Genomic DNA, 19,688 nt, shown 5'->3' with positions numbered 1-19,688 from the left:
ATATCACGTATTCATGGCATTTGTTTTGATGAGTTTAATGACACCCTCCATAGACCTTTGGAAAAAGTAGTTGTAGTTAGGCAAGACAAAAATGGAGACTACTTCTATACAGCTAGACATTCAGAAATTGCAGAGATCGTTTTCAATAGAGCATTGACCGATAGCTCAGATAGATATCAAGAATACATATCAATAATAAGAAAGCTAAATACCTCATATCAAACAGATAAATATATTTTTAGGGGTATGGTTAAAGCCAAGTCTCTAGATGAACTATTTAATACTCTTGAAGATGTCAGAGCAATCTATGAGTACGCACAAGATAACCTTGGAGATGATCCATATATTCTTCAGCAGATGGCTAATTATGAAAGATTAAGGCCTAACGGAAACTTAGAAAAAGCTATTGAATACCTTAAAATAGCCAAAGATATTGCACACTATGACAGCTCAATCATTCATACTTTATCGATTATTTGGAGAGATAAAGCAAAATCTACTGAGGATGAGCATGAGCGAAGGAAATATAGAGCTGAATCTAGGCACTATCTAGATGAAATAGAAAGAACATGGGGGCAGTCTAGTCATACATCTGTAACACGATTGGAATTACTGATAGATGATTTTAATGATAACCTAGGTGATGATGATATTAATGACAAAACATTCCGTGACACGATAAGGGACATTCAGAAATATATATCTGTTGTTAAACAGAAATTTCCGAATGATAGTCATATCTCGATGCTTGAGTCAAAATTTGCTGATATATGTAATGACACCCCTAATGTAATTAAGAATCTAGAGAAAGCCTTCGAAGACAGTGATAAAGAACCATTTATTGCAATTAGACTTTCTGAGTTACATATACGTAATAAAGCCATAGACAAAGCCAAAATAGTTCTTGAAAAAGCACTAGAAAGAAGACGGAATAATAAAGACATTAATTTCAACTATGCAGAGTTAATTAGATGTCACACAGAATATAAAGAGTCGGATTTACTATATTATTATCAAAGGGCATTTTCTCCTGAAGACAAAAACTATATTGCTAAGTTTTGGTTTGCTAGGTTTGCGTACACATCGGGGGATGAAGAGTTAAAGAGAAAGGCAATAAAAACATTTATGAATCTCAGGGGTGCTAAAGTATCTTATGATTCCAAACATGAAGTAAGAGATTTTGAATATAACCTTGAACGTTCGAAATACAGTGTAATTGAAGGTATTATTTTAAGAACCTCAAGAGATTCTGGATTTGTAAAATTAGATAGATGCGGCACTGAAATATTCATGCACAAGAATAATAATACCGAACTGCTATGGGATGCCTTATTGACAGGTGATAGGCTTTCGTTCAACCTAGGTTTTACATTTGCTGGTCCTATAGTGATTAATGCTCAGGCTCTATAAAGTTGTTAACAGCTCTTAGTTCCTACTGAATCTGACCATACTTTTCCTAATCAAAGTGATACGGGCTAGAGCAAAGAATCTAGCTCGTTTTTGTCCAGAGACGTGCTAACAAGAATCTCCTTAAGGTACTTCTGTTAAATTCAATTTCCCATCTACAAGAGTTGAATTCTCAACCAACTTGCGGTAGATTTTCCAACAATACCAAAGCTGCCTCCGAGCGGCTTTTTTTGTTTCTGAACCCTGCCACTGGCGGGGTTTTTTATTGGCTGTCAGGAGTTGAGATGCCATTGAAAGAGCCGGAGAGCTGGACCCAGCTCCAATCCATAGGCCTTGCGCTGATGGCGATTTGGGGAGGGTTGGTGACTTACATCATCGATATTCGCAAAAAGAATCGTCCCTTTCGTTGGGTAGAAGCGCTGATGCAAATCATCGTCTCTGGATTTGCGGGCGCATTGTGTGCTTTGGCCGCGATGTACTTTGAATGGCCGCAAGAATTGGCTGGGTTTGCTTGTGGTATCAGTGGTTACGCTGGCTCGCGGATCCTTGCCATTTTTGAGCGTAAATTTATTAGCTCTATCTCAAATCAGCCTTAAACGCCGAATGCTTTTTATTGCCCTCACATGCTTGGTTGGATGTGGGGGCTTTTTATTGGAGAAACGTCATGTTTGATGTGGTGTTCGAACGTCTCATGCCCCACGAAGGCGGCTTTCAATGTGACCCCAAAGATCGCGGAAACTGGACTGGAGGACGTGTCGGCGTTGGTGAGCTTAAGGGCACCAATCGTGGCATTGCCGCGATGACTTACCCACATCTTGATATCAAAAGCCTCTCCTACGAGCAGGTGAAGGCGATTTACTTTGAGGATTGGTGGCAAGCGTTCGGTATGGCGCATTTTCGTCCGGCGATGCAATACCAACTTTTTGATGCTGCGGTGCAGCATGGTTGGCATCGTGCCGTGAAAATGCTGCAAAACGCAGTGGGTGAAAAGCCTGACGGCATTATCGGCCCGAAGACGCTGTCGGCGACACAAACGATGGATCTCAATGATTTACTGATGCGCTACATCGCCTATCGCATCACGTTTTACACCAAAGTATCGACCTTCAACGAATACGGACGAGGGTGGATGCGCCGAGTCGCGCAGTGCTTGCTGTTCGCCGCAGTGGACAATGACCTTTAAGGGGAACTTATGGATAAGCTAGGTCTTATTTTGAAAAGCCGCAAAGTGATCCGAGCGTTGGTGGCGTTATTGGCGGCACTGATGCTGTCATTAGGCTACCAGATATCGCCGGAGTTTCAGTCGCTGGTGTCACAGGCGGTGTGTGAAGTGATGGAATGTATCGAGTAACACCATGAACGAGTGGTTATCCCTTTTGATGAGGCTAGTGAATGCGATTTTGGATTCGATTAATCGGTCGCGTAAACAAGCGGCAACCGATTCTCCTAGTGAGCATATTGCTAATGGTGGTCTCGTGCAGCGCAGTGAGAAAACCTTCGCCGATGTGGCCAACCAACCTGACCGTGATTGAGCTCGCTGATGGCGGACTTTGCCTTGACCGAGCTTCGGCAGAAAAGCTTGCCGCTTTTAAAGCGGAATTAGAGTCGTTGTAAGCGGGAGTATTGATGAAAAGTACCGCGCATGAACTCACGGTATTGGTGGATAAATCCAAGCCGTTTCGTTCGTTATTGGTAAAAGCTGAGGCGGGTGGCTCCGTTGAACTGCAATATGAGCTCGATGGTGAGCGGATCACCGCACAAACCTTTACTGCGACAGGTCACTATGAGCTGGTGATCTTGCGTAGCGGGTATCTTGTTCCAAACAATGCCCACTTTTCCTTGGTGTAAGCATGGTAGATCAACAGCCACTTTGGGTACGCCGAGTCTTGGTGAGCCGCGAGCGCTACGCCCCATATTTTGATGGTTTAACGCAATATGCAGTATTGGATAAACCTATGGTTTTCAATGGTGATTTTGATATCACCATTGAGGCTGAAGGGTTAAGAAACGACAGTTTTCAAGCGCTTTTTTCTGGAGAGACGGTCGATAATTTCTTTCGATTGCTCCAAGGTGGCAGTGGGATCCAGTGCTATATCGGTGGCGCAATTGTCTCATGGTTGACCAATCAGTTTGATGCTTATCAACCTCATCAATACCGGCTCAGACGGGTGGGGTCAGTTGCCTCCATTGGTGTTGATGGCGAATGGAAAGTGAGCCGTGAAGGTATTCAAACGCCGCTCACCGTAACTCGTATGATGCGCTCTTGGACCACATCACTTTTCACAAGAGGGCAGATCCGTGAGTTCATCATTAATGGAACGATATATCCCTTAGATCAGCAAGAGAGTGCTATTCAAACAAGCCGGCCAGATAACGGCAATCCGCTGACCATTATCAACCACACCAAAGCGATGTGGAGACGTGTATGAGCCTTTATCAGATGTATGCTTTTCTTTCGATGCCCGAGTGGCAAATGCGCTTTAAAGCACGATTTCCTGATGCGGTTGAGGTTCAGGGCTATAAGCTGGCGGTGTTTTTGAATACGGAAAAGGAGGCGCTGATGCGTGAGGCGAGCCAAGCTGTCGAACTGGAGGCGACCTCCATCATCACCGCACTGGCCACACAACACCACGCGTGCATTATCTGCCATTACGCTGCCGCCATGCAGGTTTGCAGGCACTTCGAGTCCAGCGAGCAATAGTCCCATTTTTTATGCAGTGCCGAGCCCAGTGCTCGGCTTTGTTGTTTTTGTCGCTAAGCGTTTTTACGAGAGCGCTTAACCGCACAGACAGCGATACGTCTAATCAAAGGAGTCACCATGAATACCCATCAAGATACGATTACCGTCACTGGTAACGAAACATTGGAAGAGCTGGAAGCTTTGTTGGAATCGATGGAAGCGGAAGAAAGCAGCACAACCGTCGAGGAGGAAAAGGGCGCTGACGAGCACCTTGCTCCCTCTTCGCAAACGCAAAGCGTGGAAGGTTTAGACGGCGATACCGATGCAGCCTCGCCAACTGCAGAGCCTAACGCGCAGCCAGACGGTATTATTGCCAAAGACCAAAAGCACATCATTCCGATGGAAGTGCTCGAGCGAGAGCGGCAAGAGAAAGCTCAGCTTCGCCAAGAGCTTGAAGAGTTAAAAGCGCATTCAGCGCAGCTTGAGAAAGCGCAGCGCATGATTGATGTGCGTAACAAACAACTCGAGGAATTGGGCGTTGCGCCGGCTGACTTACCTGAAGATGTCACCATTGATGAAAAAAAACTTGCTGCGTTACAGGAGGATTACCCCGAGCTCGCCCCTTTCTTTTTGGCTATGAATAACAAAATTGAGGCGTTGGTTTCCAGTGGCACGGTGGCGGCCTCGACCACATCACCGGAGACTGAAAGCGCCGCGCCAGTGGACAACGCTGAGTTGACGACGGCGCTACAAGCAAACGCGGATCTGCAGTCGTGGATGAGTGAAGGTGGGGCGCGTTGGAATGCCGCGCAGCAAATTGATGACCATTTGGCTTCAAGTTCAGAATGGTCGAATCGAAGCTACGCCGAGCGATTTGAAGAGGTCAGTAAGCGGGTACGACTGGCGTTTGGTGATGAACCTAAATTGTCAGCCCAAGAGGCTCTGAGCGCGGCGCAAGAAGCAAGCCGTAAAGCGAAAAACGCTTTGCCTGCGTCACCGAGTGAGCTTGGCAATACTCATCGCACGGGGGATTCCGATCTGATGAACCGGGTACAGAGTGCTAATCACGAAGAGTTGGGTAAATTGTTTGACTCTCTCAGTGAAGCGCAAATCGAGCAACTGCTTTATAACGCTGGATTCTAAACCCGTTTTTCAAACACTAAGCCTCAGCTGACACGCTGGGGCTTTTTTATTGGAGTGAAAGTATGACAACCATTACTGACGGCGTGAAGTTACAGGAAACCGCGCTGTTCAAAGCGACCCTGCGCAATCGCTCGTTTACCAATATGTTGACCGAAGATGCGCCGCAGAGTGTGACCAGTAATAAAAAAGGCAATGAGCAAACCTCACCTCATGCTCCGATTGTCCGCTGCGCCGACTTAAGTAAATCGGCAGGGGATGAGGTAGAAATGCAGATTGTGCATGGTTTGACGAAAAAGCCGACCATGGGCGATCGCCGAATTGCTGGACGGGGTGAAAGTTTAGAGTTCGCGGACTTCTCACTGAAAATCAACCAAGGCCGCCATCAAGTGGATTCTGGCGGTAAGATGACGCAGCAAAAGACTCGCCATCCACTGCGTAAACTCACTCGAGCTTTGCTGCCGGATTACGTGAATACGCTGCAAGATCAGGTTACGACGGTGCACCTTGCCGGAGCGCGGGGGGATTATGCGACCGATGACATCATTGTGCCTTTAGAAAGTGATACTGAGTTTGCCGAAATCATGGTCAATGATGTCTTGCCGCCAACGTATGATCGCCACTTCTTTGGGGGCGATGCGACCTCCTTTGAAGGGCTCGATGCGGCGGATATTTTCTCGATTGAAACATTGGATAATATCGGTCTCTACCTTGAAGAGATGCCACATCCACTACAACCAATCCGTTTTAATGACGACAAGATGGCGGGCGATGAGCCCTTCTATTTACTGAGTGTTACCCCACGTCAATGGAGTGACTTCTATACCTCAACCTCAGGTAAAGATTGGCAAAACCTCACTGCGAATGCGATTTCCCGATCGCGTAACTTTAATCATCCGGTGTTTCGTGGCGACTGTCTGATGCGGGGCAATATCTTGGTGCGCAAATACAAAGGTATGCCGATCCGTTTTAATCCTGGTTCTGTTGTCTCGATTTCCAATAACGATAAAGCAGCCAGTGTGCGTCAAGTCAATGCGGCCACCACCATAGATCGCGCCATGTTACTCGGCGGGCAGGCGTTGGCATACGCGTGGGGAAAAACGCAAGGTGGCCAATCCTTCCGTTATCACGAGGAAGATGTGGATGCGGGTAACCGTACCGAAGTCACTGTGTATTGGATGAATGGCTCCAAGAAAATTCGCTTTAAAGACAAAACGGGTCGCGTGAACGATCACGGCGTGATTGCGCTCGATACGGCTGTGAACCTGTAGTGGAGTAAACGTGAATGACTCATCGACAAAGTGAAACCTTTAACAACCGCGTCTACGTTGGGGCGCACGGCAATTTATCGCTTGAAGAAGGAAAACTCAGTGCCAAAAACACGCCTATCGATACGGTATTTGCTGTCTTGGAGCTGCCGATAGGTTTAAAGCTGACGGGGGTACGTTTGGTGACCAATGGGCTTGGTGCCTCGGTCAGCGTCGATATCAAAGTCAACGATATCGCCTTAGCGCTTGGGGAAACGGTCGCCAATAAAGTCGCGAAGCAGATCCCGATCAAGCCCGTGTACCTCAAAGAAAAGGGCATCCTGAACGTCACCATTAAAGGTGGTGTCGCCACAGGTGAGCTTCTCATCTTGCCGGAGTACGTCAACGTTGGGTATTAAGCCCAGCCACTGTAGAGAGGGAGGCCAAGAGCCTCCTTTGATTTTTGGGAGAGAGTGATGACGCATAAAATTGCTGTGGTCTATATCGGGCCTAAGCCAAAGAAAAAAGACACGGTCGCTGGCTCTAGGCTGGTGTTTCCGCGCCATAAGCCGGTCTTAGTTGAACAAGATTTGGCTTATCAGCTACTGGATTTTCCGAGCGTATGGATAACGGAAGAGGAGTTAGAGGATCATCTGAAGCTTCTTGATGAAAAGGCCCAAGCGATGGCTCATCAAAGGGCAGCGCAAGAAGCAATGCAGGAGGCAGAAGAAAAAGCGGCTTCCATGGTTGTCATGCTAAATGGTGAGGAGTTGGATCTCGATAAGCTCAACTCAGCCAAGTTAAAGACGCTGATCGCTGCTAATGAGCTAGATATTGCCCCCAAAGGCGCGCAGGAAGAGGTGACAGAGTTTCGAGTACGAGTGCGCGATTATCTGCGTCGCATGAGTGAAGAGAGTGAACCGGCAAACCTCGCGGAGTGATTATGGAAACCGTCGCTATCGAACAGTTTGTGCCTACCCTTCGGCAATTGGTCAATGTCTCACTTGCGCCATTACTGCACAGTGCTTTGCTGCAAGCTGGGCAAGAGTTTTGCCGAGAAAGTGGTCTTGTGCGTTACACGAGAACAATCGACAGGGTTAGTGCGCACCAAGTGGTTGCGATTGTGGGTAGCTCTGAGTTGAATTCACCGAGTGTTGGTCGGTACACCACCGCTGAGTTGATGGCGGTGGTGGATGATAAAGGCTTGGCATTAATCAAAGGTATTGATTATCTGCAAACCAGTCGTGATGAGCTGCGCTTTCTAAGAGAGGGGAAAGATCTTTTCATCCACTGTGCGATAGAGCCGCAACGTGACTCACAGACCTTACCCAAAGTGCTTTGGGATGAGTATGGCCAAGCGATCTGTTATGGCGCAGCCCATTGTCTGATGTTGCAACCCGATAGTGATTGGCACAATCCATCGCTGGGTCGTGAGTATCGAACGTGGTTTGTTGAGGCGATCCGCTGCGCTAAGCGTTTTGGCTTAGAAACGGGTCAACAACAGGCCTTTACCAATCCGGTACGTCAACGGGAGTTCTTCTGATGAGCGTCACCATTAAAGGGCTTATTGATCGCGTTGCGCGCGATCTCATCGATGTTCGACATGTGCGTTGGTCGCGCCCTGAGTTGATGGACTTTGTGAATGATGCCATTTCAGCCATGGTGATTCGCCGGCCTGATTTATCTCGAACAACGGCGATGATCGAATCAAGTTCTTATCAGGTCAGTCTACCGGCGGATGCCTATCAAATTTTGGCGGTCAACCACATCAATCAACAGGCGGCGCAGTTTGTGAATATTCATAAACTCAATCAACTCTATCCAGAGTGGCGTAAAACCGCGGGAGTACCCGTTTGTTGGACGCGTAATGAGCTCGATGAAACCACCCTGTTTTTATACCCGTCACCTCAAGCACCAGTCAATGTAGAGCTGGTTTACTCACGCACGTTACAAGTGGCGAGCGAAAGCGATGCCTTTCCACTGCCTGAGATCTATTTAGGGGTAGTGTCGGATTTTGTGATGTACCGAGCCTATAACAAAGATTCGCAAAATCCCGCGGAAGGCCAAAAAGCTCAGTTGCATTTACAAGCCTTTGCCACCGCGTTGGGCGATAAGACGGCCACCGATAATGCTAAGGCGCAGATGATCCAGAGCAGTGAAGGGGCACGTTAATGAGTTCGCCGTCGATGGAAGCACTGTTGAAAACGATTGATGCGCTCGAGAAATCCACCGCAGAGCTGGTGGATTTATACACTCAAGCGCTCTTTGGTGTGGATTCGAGTGCCCATGTGCTCAGTAGTAACGTCAACGCGAAAGCGCTGCAAGTCGCTGAGAATGCACTCACCACGACGGCGAAAGCAAGAGAAGCGGCGCTATCGGCGCACATTGCCACCGAACAAGCCTCTCGCTCTGCACTGCATGCCGACCGATCTGAAGCGGCGACGCAGATTGCGGTGATTCATGTTTCGCATTTAAAAGCGCTGCCGACCTATGAGCTGACTGACGGGAAACAGTTTTCTGTCGCGGGGTTTTACGCGGAGAGTTATGCCGGCGGCGGCTTATTTGTGTTCGATAGTGAGCGAGATTTCTCGGAGCATAATGGCGCAGAGGTCATAGCATTGGATGCACTAAAAGCTTGGGATGGCGAAGAGCAGACGGTAAACACATTTTTAAGTTGGTCGGGTGTGGGGCAAGGTTGCTTTGTGCAAATCGGTACGCAAACGCTGTATGCCAGCCAGTTTGTGACAGATCCCAATGATCCCGTCTCGGTCTATCGAGGACTCGATAGGCTCAATAAGCAGGTGACCCACGGCTCAATCATTTATTTGGATAGGCCGATGGTTGCGCCGAGTTCTGCACTCATCATCGACAAAAATCAGGTCAAAGTGATTGGTGGAGCACTGACTCGAACGTCTGGCGCGACCGAATACCCATTTTGGGTTGGTCGCGCGGATACCCAAGTCGACGGAGTCACTTTTATTGGTCTTTCCTTGACAGGTGAGCGAGAGGGCAGCAATCCGCAGTGGGGTAAGCAAGGAGTATATATTCGTCGGGCCACCAATACGGCGTTTATCGGCTGTCAGTTTAAAAAAGTGGGGGATGCCGCAATTCGACTGGCCGCGTCTCTCTCTAGCCATACTGTGGAGGGCGCTTTAGAGTCGCGAACCGACGGGGTTCAGTTGATTGGTTGCGTCTTTGAAGATTGTACGCAGGTAACCACCAATAACACGGGTGCACAGAGTGTGATTTTCAGTGGCTGTGTGCTGCGGCGTATTGGCTCGGTGAAGTTCACACAAAGAAATTTGGTCAAAGGCAAACCCAGTCTGCTCATTGGCTGCTTATTTGATGATGTGTCAAAAATTATCGAGGTACAGGGTGGGGGCAATGTAGAGATAGTCAACTGCTCTGGGACAGCAGAAATGCTGATTGCCGCTTACCCAAACGCTTCCACCTTTGTGACTGGACAACCTATTCCTTACGGCAATATCCAAATTCGCGGGGGCAGCTTTGTATTGAGCTGCCCATCTGGGAACGCCTGTTATCTGGAAACCCTCGACTCTCCCAGTGGGCAAAGAGTGGTTAACTACGGCTCAGTAGCCATTTTAGGTGCGAAGCTCACGTCGTTAAATCCTCAAGCTCGATTGCTGCGTGCACACGCCAATCCTTCGGTCACGGCCTCAATGCATCCCAATATTCGCGTGGATGGATGCCAACTGAATAACTTTCTTGGTGATGGATTGGTCAGTGTGAGTCACAGCGTGGTGGATGAGTGGTCGCTAGAGATAGCGAATAACCAGTGGGATGAGGTGAATCGCGTGTTGGTGGCCGAATTGAGAAGCGGTGGAGCTTGGTCCATCGATCTCTCCAATAACCGCGGCAAAGTTCGTCTAGGGTCCCACAGTATCGCTCGTGCTGCTTTGGGGCGATTACTCAAAGTTCATCGTAATCGCTTGGAATGCAGCTCGAATGAGGGCAACAGTTTTGCCTTCTTTGATATGGCGTTCTTCGCGTTTGCCTTGGAATTGACCGAAAACGAGCTAGATGTTTCCCAGTATTGGCGACCTGTTTGCGCCTCATTTGCTCAGCCCAGCACTTCGGGATGCACCCTGAAAATGGGGGGTAATAAGCTTTATCTGCCTGCCTTGGGGGCAGAAGGTACGCTGCCAAGACCTGTGTATGTCAGTGCTGGTACGGGGATAGGTTGGCAGGACGTTTTACAATGTTACCCAAGTTATGTGTATGGAGAGGGGCGCAAACTCAGGGCGGAAACGGCCAGTGGCCTCAGTTTTTCGGTGATTGAATTTGAGTACCTCTGGGTGGGTAAAGAGTCGAGCCGCCGATTACTGAAAAGAGTCTTTGCAGAAAACATCGCAGGCGTCAGTGGTGCTTGGCGAGTTGTTGAGGTGTACAGCGATGGCGTGGTGAGAAGCCATGGCCGGCACCAAAACCAAACCTCCAATGATTTTAACCTTTACTTTCCCTTTTCGGGGTCGACTTTACTAGCTGAGCCATTCGCGCCGCAGATCATTCCTGAAGAGCCTTGCTTACCTTATTTTGTGCAGCCGATCAGTAATGGATTTGTCGTCAGATTTATGAATTTAGCCGGTCAAGGCGTTTCGCCTTGGTTTCGCTATTCGGTGGAATACAAGGTGAGTCTGAATGAGCTCGCGAACTGGACGGGTGGCATTTAATGCAGGAAGAGAGATTGAGACATTTTTCGATGCAGTCTATGGCCGCATTGTTTGTTTTTGTAGGGTGAGCGTATGCGTATCGAGATCTCGACAATGAAAGGTGAAATTCCTCGTCTTGAGCCTCATTTATTGCCAAACGAAGCGGCTTCTCTGGCGTTTGACTGCACTTATGAGCGTGGCGTGGTTGCGCCGATGCGCTCAGATCAAGAGCATGGCACCTTGGCGACCTCGTCACCGGTAACCCTGTTTTATTATGCACATTCGCACTGGTTTACCTTTACTCAACGCGTGAGTGTGATTGCTAATCCGATGGCGCAAGATACTTATCAACGAGTCTATTGGACAGGGCAAGGTAAACCCAAGGTGACCGCACAAGATATTGCGGTCACACAAGGTCAAATGCCAGCCGCGTGGTATGACTTAGGTGTGCCAAGACCTATGGGTAAGCCCGTTGTGATTAAGGTCGATGCTACGACTGGTGACAATCCCCCTGAGGGTGAGTTACCCGCCTACGATGATGAAGATAGGCTCTACATTCAAACCTACGTGACACGCTTTGGGGAAGAAGGGGCACCGGGGTTGCCGAGTGTCCCTGTATTGATTGAGAAACCCGGCTCGACGGTGACGGTGCAACTCGCGCCGATGTCTGTCAATACACACAATATCACTCATACTCGCTTGTATCGTTCGGTATCCGCGAGCGGAGCTGGGGATTACCTACTGGTGGCTGAGCTTCCCGTCAGTCAGACCCAATACTTAGATTCTGCACGTAATGTCAATGGACCACCGCTTGAAACATGGGACTACGATATGCCCGATGCCAATATGCAGGGACTTTGCGCGATGGCGAATGGCATCTGCGCCGGATTCGCAGGTAACGAGGTGATGTTCTCCGAAGCCTATTTGCCCTATGCGTGGAGCAAGAGTCACCGTGGTATCACTGACGATGATATTGTGGCCATCGCACCGATTGAAACGTCACTGGTTGTGACCACTAAGGGTAAGCCGTACCTCTTTTCTGGCGTAACGCCAAGTATGATAACCAGTATGCGCCTTAACATTGAGCAAGCGTGTGTGAGTGCCCCTTCCTTGGTGGTGATAAACGGGATGGCGATGTATGCCTCGCCGGATGGCCTAGTGGCTATTTCGGGAACGAGTGCCACGGTCATCACCGAAGGCATTATGGATAGAGAGAGTTGGCAGACATTCATGCCAACGACGATCAAAGCGTGGGTGGCTGAAGGCCAATACATCGCTCAATACCAAGGCGGAGCGTTTATTTTTGACCCGAGTACACAAAGCCTGACGCGTTTATCGAATACTTGGAATAGTGCATTTCACTACTTGCATGACGATACGTTGTTTATTGCCAAGGGCAATACGCTTAACGCTTGGCAACGAGGTGATCAACTGGTCGCCATGACATGGCAAACCAAAGCTTTTCTTATTCCTCAGCACGCCTTTTTGACTTGCGCTCGCGTTGAAGCGAAAGCCCCTGAGCAGTTAAGTGTGACGGTCATCGTCGATGGTGAGGCGATTTTCAGGCTGGAACAGGGCGAGCTCACTCACGCGCCATTTCGGTTGCCTGCGGTGCGCGGCAGCAGATGGCAAATCAAGGTAGAAGGGACCAGTAAGGTCGAGCGGATTGTCATGGCAGATAGCTTCTCGGAGTTGTACTGATGGCAAAGCGATCGCCTTTTCGGGCAGGACGTTCACTCGAAGCGTTATACGAAAACGTCGAGATTTTAACCGGGCAGCGTGGGGATGGCCGTTACCGAGCGGTTACCGAAAAAGACGTGGCTGTGATAAACGCTAAAAACGCGCAATCGAATGTGAGTCAAAGCGGTGAAGGTTCATCGGGTTTAGTTCAGGTTCCGCATGCGCCTCACCATGTGCAAGCCTTTGGTGGGTTTACTGCCGTCTTGGTGCAATGGGATACGCCGCAATTCAGAGGGTTCGCGTATGCTGAAGTGTGGCGAGCCAATCACAATGACTTTTCCCAAGCCGTATTAATGGCGACGACGCCAGCTAATGTGTTTTCTGATGTAGTGAATGCGGGGAGCCGATTCTATTACTGGATTCGTTTTATCAATACTAAGAATTTTGCGGGACCTTATCATGGTGTTAACGGGGTACTGGGTGAAACATCGCAAGACATTGGCCAAGTTATTGATGAGCTGGCAGAGCAGCTAAAACAATCCGAGCTTATCCAACTATTGCAGCAAGAGATAAGCGGTAAAGCGCCACAGAATTTGCTGGAACAACTGGATAGTGAGCTGGCGGCCTCTGGAGAGTTTATCGCGCAAATCCAGCGCCAATTGAAAAGTGCGACAGAAACCTTCGCGGCTCAAGTGACTCAGCTTCATGTGTCTTCACTGGCAAGAGATGAGGCGCAAGCCGCGTTGAATGAAGCTAAACTTCTTGATGTCTCTCAGGTTTTTGCAAATGCAGATCAAGCATTAGCCGAGCGAGTGAATACTGTCGAAGCCACCGCGGGTAACGCAAAGGCCGCCGCGCAAACCAATGCCCAAGCGATAGCGACCATCAATCAGGATGGGAGCGCGGCATTTAAGGCTATTTGGGGAGCGAAAGCGCAAGCGGGCGAGATCAGCGCTGGGATTGGTTTGATTGCTAAGAGCGATGGCACCAGCCAAGTGGCGGTCAGTGCCAGTCAGTTCTTTGTGTACGATCCTAATAAGCCCGGCACCTTAGTTCCAACGTTCGCGATTGATAATGGCGCGGTCGTGATCCCCAAAGCGATCATTGAAAAAGCGACCATTCAGATCCTACAAGCACAAACCATTGTGGCTGATGTGGTGAAAGTCGGTATCGAAATCGCTTCCCCTGTTATTCATACCGGTCAATTACGAGGCGGTGACGCAGGATTCGGTGCGGGCGGTCCCTATAACGGCTATCACACCTTTATTCACTCAAACGGCCTTTTACAAACCAACAATTTACAGGCCAATAATGGCTATTTTCGTGGCAACATCGAAGGGACCACCATTAATGGTGGAGTGATCAAAGGGGCGACGATTATCGCCAGCACCTTCTACCAATCGGTGGTGCTCTATACCACATTTGGGGATAACGCGACGACCAGCCTCTCTTATCCTTCTGCGTTAGGGGGCGGGTTAGTGGTCACCTCTGAATCGGTACGCGTGACTCTACCGGAAACCAGCTACTACAGCGATGGCGCGACCGCTCCGGTGGATTTTTTCCCTGCGGGTGATGTGTCCATCAACACCATGAACCGAGCACGTTATCGCACGATACCTGATGGAGTATTTAACTTTACAGTGAGGCGGCCAAGAATGGGCGGGTCTGGCTTTTTACAAATCTTTGTTCAGGCCATTAATCTCAGTGGTGGGGTCGTTGCAGAGGCAAGGATTGTTGGAACTGATACCGCCAATGCGGTAGGCACGACCGTGAATGTGGCAGGGGTCAGTTTTGCGCTCACCTACTACAGAGGAGGAAGCAATGGTTATGCCGTCGAAGAGGCGCACATTGCCAGTCGTCGTTCGCTCTTTGGCTATGGCTGGACTTACGCCGCTTCCCAGTCCTTACGTTTTCGGCTGCGCTTAACGTCGCTGCACGATGGTGCGGTGATCGTCAACATGTCAGCGTCTATCAATAACAGTATCGACCCAAGGTGATGGCATGATGGTGACAACTGAAAAAGAACAATATCGATTCTACTTCCAAGAAGAAGTTACCGACTGGCACACGTTTAATGCGGCTTATGATGCAGGGAATATCTTCGATGAGCTCTATTATGAGCGATTGGCGCTGCGGCAAACTTGGCTCGATGGCCATGAGGTCAATGAAAGAGCTTGGGCGCGAGCCGAACTTGCGGCTACCGATTTTATGGAGTTGCCAACGGCGACCTATCAAGGGGAGCGGTTAGTCACATCGCCAAAGCTGACTGAAATGTTGGCCTATCGCGAAGCGGTACGGCGTTATGATTTACGTGAGGAGCCTCGCCCTGTGAGGCCGACATGGTTTGTCGATGAGTCTTTATAAACTGTCTTACGAATCGTGGCGATACCGAGTATTGCCATTGATGGAACAGACCGAGCGGCGCAACCGGCACGCGTTCGCCAAGCAAGTGGACGAAGCTCTACTCAATGGTAGGGCTTCGCTGTTTTTGGTGGAGGAGGGATTGTTTGTCCTTGAGCCCAGTTTGGATAATGACGAGATGCAGGTATGGGTACTGTTTGCTTGGAGTGTTCGTAAAGGCGCGCTTAAGCGTCAGTTACCGAGGGTTGAGCACTTAGCTAAGCGCATACAGGCCAAAAAGTTGCTGCTGAATACAGCCGTGAAATCTTTGCGAGTGAGCCTTATTGATAGTGGGTTTTGTTGTATCGAAACCGGTGATGTTGAGACTTGGTGCAAGGAGATCTAATGGGTGGAAAGAAGAATGGCCGCGTTCAGGAAACGGCGGCGGAAATCGCCGCTTCACAAGTCGCGGCGAAAGAGTGGAACCTTTACAACACAGAGCTCAAGGCGTTTGAAGATATCTTCATACAGCGAGTGAACAACCTTAACTCAGAGGCCAATATGGCCGACGTGAAACAGGCGGCAGATTTAAATTATCAGAGTGAGTACGGCAAAGCGCGAGAGGCAACGGCAGAGTATCTTACAGCATCGGGTAGTGATCCGAGCTCTGGAAAATTTAAAGCAACCTTAAGTAGCTTGGCTACAGACCAAACACTCGCTGAGGGCGACACCGTAAACCGCGCTCAAGTGAATGAGCAGGATAAGTATGTGGTGGGTAAGCAAGACGTTGTGGCCCTCGGTGCTGGCCAGAAAGCTGAAGGATTGGCAGGGATGGAAGAGACTGCGCGCCTCTCATTGAAAAAAGCCGCGGAAGATGCCGCGACCTCGTTTAATCGACGTAGTGGAAATGCTCAAGCGGTGGGTACGTTGGCAGGTATTGGAACCAGTATGTACATGAACCGCGCCAAGCCTGATAGCAGTTTTGTGAATGTCGATACCAAGACGCTGAAAGGTCAAGCTGGTATGGATCATAGTTGGGTTCTCAACAGAGGATAAATAATGAGCGTTCATGTTTCAGGTTCGGCGGCGCAAAACTACGCCAATATCACCAACGCCATGTATCAGGATTGGTTAGAACGATTTTATCCGCAGCAAAAACAGCTACTTGAGCAAACACAAAATGGTGAGTTACTGACACAGCAACTTGGCCGAGTAGGAGCCAATTTTTCGAGCGCGCAACAGAGTGCACGGCTCGCGAATGTTAACCAAATGGCACGTTTTGGCGTTCAGGCAGACACCAATCCTAACGATGACGCCAAGCTGTCGCTGGCGCAAGTGACGGCCAAGAACAGTTTGCGTGAAAACGAGCAAGAGCGTGCGATGAGTGTACTCAGTGGTGGCGCGAAAGATAAATTATCACAGCTTAAAGTGGGGTAATGATGGCATACAGTTTATTGAGTTTAGGCGCAGATACCCGTAAACGGGCGCTGGCAGGGATGCAAGAATCGGCGCAGCGCGAAGAGCAGCGAAATCAAACCAATCAAAGCCTCAAAGAAGCACAGCATACTAAGCGTTTATCCAGTGCAACGACGGGGGCGGGTATGGGCATGATGGCGGGCATGCAAGCGGGTAGTGTGGGTGGACCCATGGGAGCAGCGATTGGTGCGGCAGCAGGTTTGATTCTAGGAGAGCTTTTCTAATGCAATTAGATACACGCAGTGCCGTTGATGGCGCGATCCGCGGATTTCAGGTCGCCGAAGGTTACTACCAACGTAAAGCGGATAATGAACGTCGAGATAAGCTTGATGAGCGAGCAGAGCAACGCTATCGAGATGAGCAATCTAGACTCTCTCAGATTGACGCAAAGAATGAGCAACGTTACCAAGATGAAATGATTTTTCGTCACGCTGAAACGGAAAAAGCGGATAAACGCTATCAAGATGGCCTCAAACGAGAAAATGAGGATCGTATTCAGCGTTCTAGGCTGCTTGATGTACAGGTTGATGCGCAAAAAAGTGCAAAAGCACTTAGCCAGTACCAGCTCAATCAGCAAAAGAAAATGGCTTATATGCAGGAGAATTTGCAGCTTATCCAATCCGGCCTCAAACGTTACATGGAAACCGGAGAACTTGATCCCTTATTTGAGCAGGAATACATCAAAGGAAGTGCTTACGACCCTCGTCGCTACACGCCTCGCGTGGTTCAGGCGGCCTTTGATATTGAATCGACCATGCCTAAAGTGCTTGAGGGATCTATTTCTTACCAAGACTCACAATTCACGAAATCGATGGGCGTGTTGCTTGAGCGTAATGTTAAGCAAGGGATTGGCGATAAAGATCCTGAATCGGGTAAGGTGATTAAGGATAAAGAGTATCTGCGTCATGACTTTGTGGCGGACATTGACCCGAATCGAGAGGGCGAACAACCGGGTGTAGTGGTAGGGCTAAAGGTGACTTATGAAGATGGCACGACCAAAACCGCGCCAGTAACCGAAAGCCGTTTGGCAGGTAGCCAAGAATCTGTAAAAGTGATCCCGCTCAATGCGTTAATGAAAGACGTGACAGGCCAAATCCATATGGCTAAGCAGTTTTTTACCAACGAGCACTATGCCAACCTTTTCAATGTGGTAGAGACAAAATCACGCACTGAAATGGATAAGCAGTGGCGAGAGGTGGTGACCGAGCTTGAAAAAGACCGTACTGCAGCACTGAATGATTTGTTGGATCCGACACCAGAGCAAATTTCCGTGGTTAATGCTCGCTTTGATGAAAGAAAATCGATGATTAACCAAGTGTATGGACGATTAGGTGACAATCAATCCAATCCTGATGCCGGATCAAATGCCGCGCAGAGATGGGCAGGCGAAGACCCACAAAAGCGCCAATTCATCAATGAGCTCAGTCAATCCATGAATCTCGCAGAACTGACACCCGAAGCGTTGGAGCATAACTATCAGCGAGTTCTGACAATAAAGGCGAATCACGAAGCCGAATTAAAGAAGCAGCAACAGTTAGAACGATTACGCCAAAGCCAGCAATCTCAACAAATTTATGAGGATTCAGGGGCATATGGTGCCGCTAAGCCAGCCGATGGTAGTGACTCGGCTAAAACATAGTAACCACAGCTTACTCAATCGCCATGAGTAGAATACTGCGCCGAATAGGGAGTTGAGGTTTTAGAATTTCAGTTTTTTAAATTCAGGTTACAGATTGAATGATATTGACTTTTAACATGATTACATCTGGTTGCATATTAAGTTGAGCTAGTCATAACAGAAAAATAAAGAAAACGAGAATAATGAGAGAAACGGACTAGATTGTTTAATGAAGTGCTCGTTGCTACACATTGAGGCGAGTACGACACAAAGTTTATCTTTTGGGTAAACATAAAAACTTAAACGTCAAACGGAAAGGTAACTCTCATGGCATATGCACAATGGGTAACTATTACGATTTACGCAACGAACTATGATGTGACGCTGAAAAATGTGAGCCATTCTTGGGGCAAGTTTTATGACTCAAAACAAATTGGTGTTGCTGGTGGTAGTAAAGATAATGAGTACAAGCCTAGCGCGATAGAAGGAAAAGTAATCGAAAGAGGCTCATCATTTTCGATTAATGCATGCGGTCGTTCAGATGCATCATCAGGTACAGAAGGAACATTTGAACTATACGATGGTTCAACGCACGTTGGGACCTACTCTTGGGATTGCCCCTGGGGAAGTAAAACAAACACCTCAACTTGGACACCATCAGGCCCTCAGCCTCCATTGAATAAGTACATCACGTCTCAAACAGGCGCGAATTTAGACTCCGGCGCACTCGGTACTGTTATCATCCAAACGACCAAAATCTAATACCGGGCTTTTGGAAATTGATAAAAAAGCCCAAGCATAGAATTGTTAAAGTGCTTGGGCTATTTCCTCAAACAAACAATAAGTCTTAGGTGAGCGGTATTTTCCACTTCTTAATTGTGTGTTTATTGACCTATAAGGTGAGTGGGCAAAGATTTCTTAGCTCTTTGATGTTTTGTTTCTAGCTAGTCACTTTGTGATGATATTTAGACATGATGCTTCTACTGAAGCAAAGAATAGAATCGAGATCTAGTTCTAACCTAAGAAAAAATAGTTTTGTTAAAGGCTCATGTTACAATCATACTTATTATAGTGAAAAATAATATAGTATAAATTTATATATCAACGAGATTTTTCAAAACTCGAAAGAGGTATCAGGATAATATTATATGAGAAAAGCTATAGTTTATATCATATCTACAATAGTTCATTTCTATAAGTTGAGTGCTACAGCAAATAAGATGTAAAATCGTTTAACATAAAAAATAGTCCATAACTTTATTAATTATACAATATAGATTAGTTATGTAGAAACATAAATAATCATGATTTTATTTATGCCCCACCCCTTTTAAAAGCAACTCTTTAGTATTTCTACTCCACCAAAAAATAATGACAAAAATGTTATTAGATCTGTTTTTTAATTACAAAAACGTCATTAGGATTAATTG

At 48.0% G+C, this 19,688-nt stretch carries 23 protein-coding genes and 1 pseudogene; all 24 read left to right on the top strand.

Going from position 1 to position 19,688, the window contains the following annotated elements; genetic code table 11:
* Window positions 1–1,410, top strand: a 1,410-nt coding sequence (locus AACQ42_RS13025; RefSeq protein ID WP_217898935.1) for a hypothetical protein, incomplete at its 5' end; no start/stop codon positions are given.
* A gap of 281 nt (window positions 1,411–1,691) precedes the next feature.
* Window positions 1,692–2,003, top strand: a complete 312-nt coding sequence (locus tag AACQ42_RS13020) for a phage holin family protein (protein WP_001128531.1) — start codon at window positions 1,692–1,694, stop codon at window positions 2,001–2,003.
* Window positions 2,004–2,071: 68 nt separating this feature from the next.
* On the top strand, window positions 2,072–2,590 hold the full coding sequence (locus AACQ42_RS13015) for a glycoside hydrolase family 108 protein (protein ID WP_094165076.1): 519 nt from the start codon (window positions 2,072–2,074) through the stop codon (window positions 2,588–2,590).
* 9 nt (window positions 2,591–2,599) lie between these two features.
* Window positions 2,600–2,758, top strand: coding sequence for a hypothetical protein (locus tag AACQ42_RS13010; protein ID WP_000359320.1), 159 nt, complete (start codon window positions 2,600–2,602; stop codon window positions 2,756–2,758).
* A 4-nt stretch (window positions 2,759–2,762) separates the two neighbouring features.
* Window positions 2,763–2,939, top strand: a complete 177-nt coding sequence (locus AACQ42_RS13005; RefSeq protein WP_001007095.1) for a hypothetical protein — start codon at window positions 2,763–2,765, stop codon at window positions 2,937–2,939.
* A 94-nt stretch (window positions 2,940–3,033) separates the two neighbouring features.
* Window positions 3,034–3,255: a hypothetical protein gene (locus tag AACQ42_RS13000; protein WP_005524967.1), complete on the top strand. Its 222-nt coding sequence runs from the start codon at window positions 3,034–3,036 to the stop codon at window positions 3,253–3,255.
* A 2-nt stretch (window positions 3,256–3,257) separates the two neighbouring features.
* A complete protein-coding gene (locus AACQ42_RS12995; RefSeq protein WP_094165074.1) occupies window positions 3,258–3,836 on the top strand; it encodes a hypothetical protein in 579 nt (192 codons plus the stop codon).
* Window positions 3,833–4,108: a hypothetical protein gene (locus AACQ42_RS12990; RefSeq protein ID WP_254918559.1), complete on the top strand. Its 276-nt coding sequence runs from the start codon at window positions 3,833–3,835 to the stop codon at window positions 4,106–4,108. Before AACQ42_RS12995 ends, AACQ42_RS12990 begins: the two co-directional genes overlap by 4 nt.
* A 117-nt stretch (window positions 4,109–4,225) precedes the next feature.
* Complete coding sequence (locus AACQ42_RS12985) at window positions 4,226–5,230, top strand: ATPase (protein ID WP_094165072.1); 1,005 nt, start codon at window positions 4,226–4,228, stop codon at window positions 5,228–5,230.
* A gap of 62 nt (window positions 5,231–5,292) precedes the next feature.
* A complete protein-coding gene (locus tag AACQ42_RS12980) occupies window positions 5,293–6,498 on the top strand; it encodes a phage capsid family protein (RefSeq protein WP_000207893.1) in 1,206 nt (401 codons plus the stop codon).
* Window positions 6,499–6,512: 14 nt separating this feature from the next.
* On the top strand, window positions 6,513–6,893 hold the full coding sequence (locus tag AACQ42_RS12975) for a hypothetical protein (protein ID WP_094165070.1): 381 nt from the start codon (window positions 6,513–6,515) through the stop codon (window positions 6,891–6,893).
* 57 nt (window positions 6,894–6,950) lie between these two features.
* On the top strand, window positions 6,951–7,415 hold the full coding sequence (locus AACQ42_RS12970; RefSeq protein ID WP_000149032.1) for a hypothetical protein: 465 nt from the start codon (window positions 6,951–6,953) through the stop codon (window positions 7,413–7,415).
* Window positions 7,416–7,417: 2 nt separating this feature from the next.
* A complete protein-coding gene (locus tag AACQ42_RS12965) occupies window positions 7,418–8,017 on the top strand; it encodes a hypothetical protein (protein ID WP_094165068.1) in 600 nt (199 codons plus the stop codon).
* Window positions 8,017–8,646: a phage adaptor protein gene (locus tag AACQ42_RS12960; RefSeq protein WP_069217328.1), complete on the top strand. Its 630-nt coding sequence runs from the start codon at window positions 8,017–8,019 to the stop codon at window positions 8,644–8,646. Before AACQ42_RS12965 ends, AACQ42_RS12960 begins: the two co-directional genes overlap by 1 nt.
* Complete coding sequence (locus tag AACQ42_RS12955; RefSeq protein WP_254918558.1) at window positions 8,646–11,165, top strand: right-handed parallel beta-helix repeat-containing protein; 2,520 nt, start codon at window positions 8,646–8,648, stop codon at window positions 11,163–11,165. The genes AACQ42_RS12960 and AACQ42_RS12955 overlap by 1 nt, the downstream gene beginning before the upstream one ends.
* A 72-nt stretch (window positions 11,166–11,237) precedes the next feature.
* Window positions 11,238–12,845, top strand: coding sequence for a hypothetical protein (locus tag AACQ42_RS12950; RefSeq protein WP_094165066.1), 1,608 nt, complete (start codon window positions 11,238–11,240; stop codon window positions 12,843–12,845).
* A complete protein-coding gene (locus AACQ42_RS12945; RefSeq protein ID WP_094165064.1) occupies window positions 12,845–14,821 on the top strand; it encodes a phage tail tip fiber protein in 1,977 nt (658 codons plus the stop codon). The genes AACQ42_RS12950 and AACQ42_RS12945 overlap by 1 nt, the downstream gene beginning before the upstream one ends.
* A gap of 4 nt (window positions 14,822–14,825) precedes the next feature.
* Entirely contained in the window at window positions 14,826–15,188 is a 363-nt protein-coding gene (locus tag AACQ42_RS12940; protein WP_094165062.1) for a hypothetical protein, read from the top strand.
* 40 nt (window positions 15,189–15,228) lie between these two features.
* A complete protein-coding gene (locus AACQ42_RS12935; RefSeq protein WP_094165080.1) occupies window positions 15,229–15,570 on the top strand; it encodes a hypothetical protein in 342 nt (113 codons plus the stop codon).
* Window positions 15,570–16,220 carry a hypothetical protein gene (locus AACQ42_RS12930; RefSeq protein WP_094165060.1) on the top strand — a complete coding sequence of 217 codons (651 nt, stop codon included), beginning with the start codon at window positions 15,570–15,572 and terminating at the stop codon, window positions 16,218–16,220. Before AACQ42_RS12935 ends, AACQ42_RS12930 begins: the two co-directional genes overlap by 1 nt.
* Before the next feature lie 3 nt (window positions 16,221–16,223).
* Complete coding sequence (locus AACQ42_RS12925; protein WP_094165058.1) at window positions 16,224–16,601, top strand: hypothetical protein; 378 nt, start codon at window positions 16,224–16,226, stop codon at window positions 16,599–16,601.
* Window positions 16,602–16,603: 2 nt separating this feature from the next.
* A complete protein-coding gene (locus tag AACQ42_RS12920; protein WP_094165078.1) occupies window positions 16,604–16,864 on the top strand; it encodes a bacteriocin in 261 nt (86 codons plus the stop codon).
* Window positions 16,864–18,310: pseudogene (locus AACQ42_RS12915) on the top strand (ATPase). The gene AACQ42_RS12920 and the pseudogene AACQ42_RS12915 overlap by 1 nt, the downstream one beginning before the upstream one ends.
* A gap of 275 nt (window positions 18,311–18,585) precedes the next feature.
* Entirely contained in the window at window positions 18,586–19,020 is a 435-nt protein-coding gene (locus AACQ42_RS12910) for an aegerolysin family protein (RefSeq protein ID WP_094165054.1), read from the top strand.
* The last annotated feature ends 668 nt before the right edge of the window (window positions 19,021–19,688 follow it).

The organism is Vibrio sp. V12_P9A6T4, assembly GCF_963874835.1.
Lineage (GTDB): Bacteria > Pseudomonadota > Gammaproteobacteria > Enterobacterales > Vibrionaceae > Vibrio > Vibrio anguillarum.
Note: the sequence above shows the minus strand (reverse complement) of the source record. Positions and strands in the feature narration are given on the sequence as shown.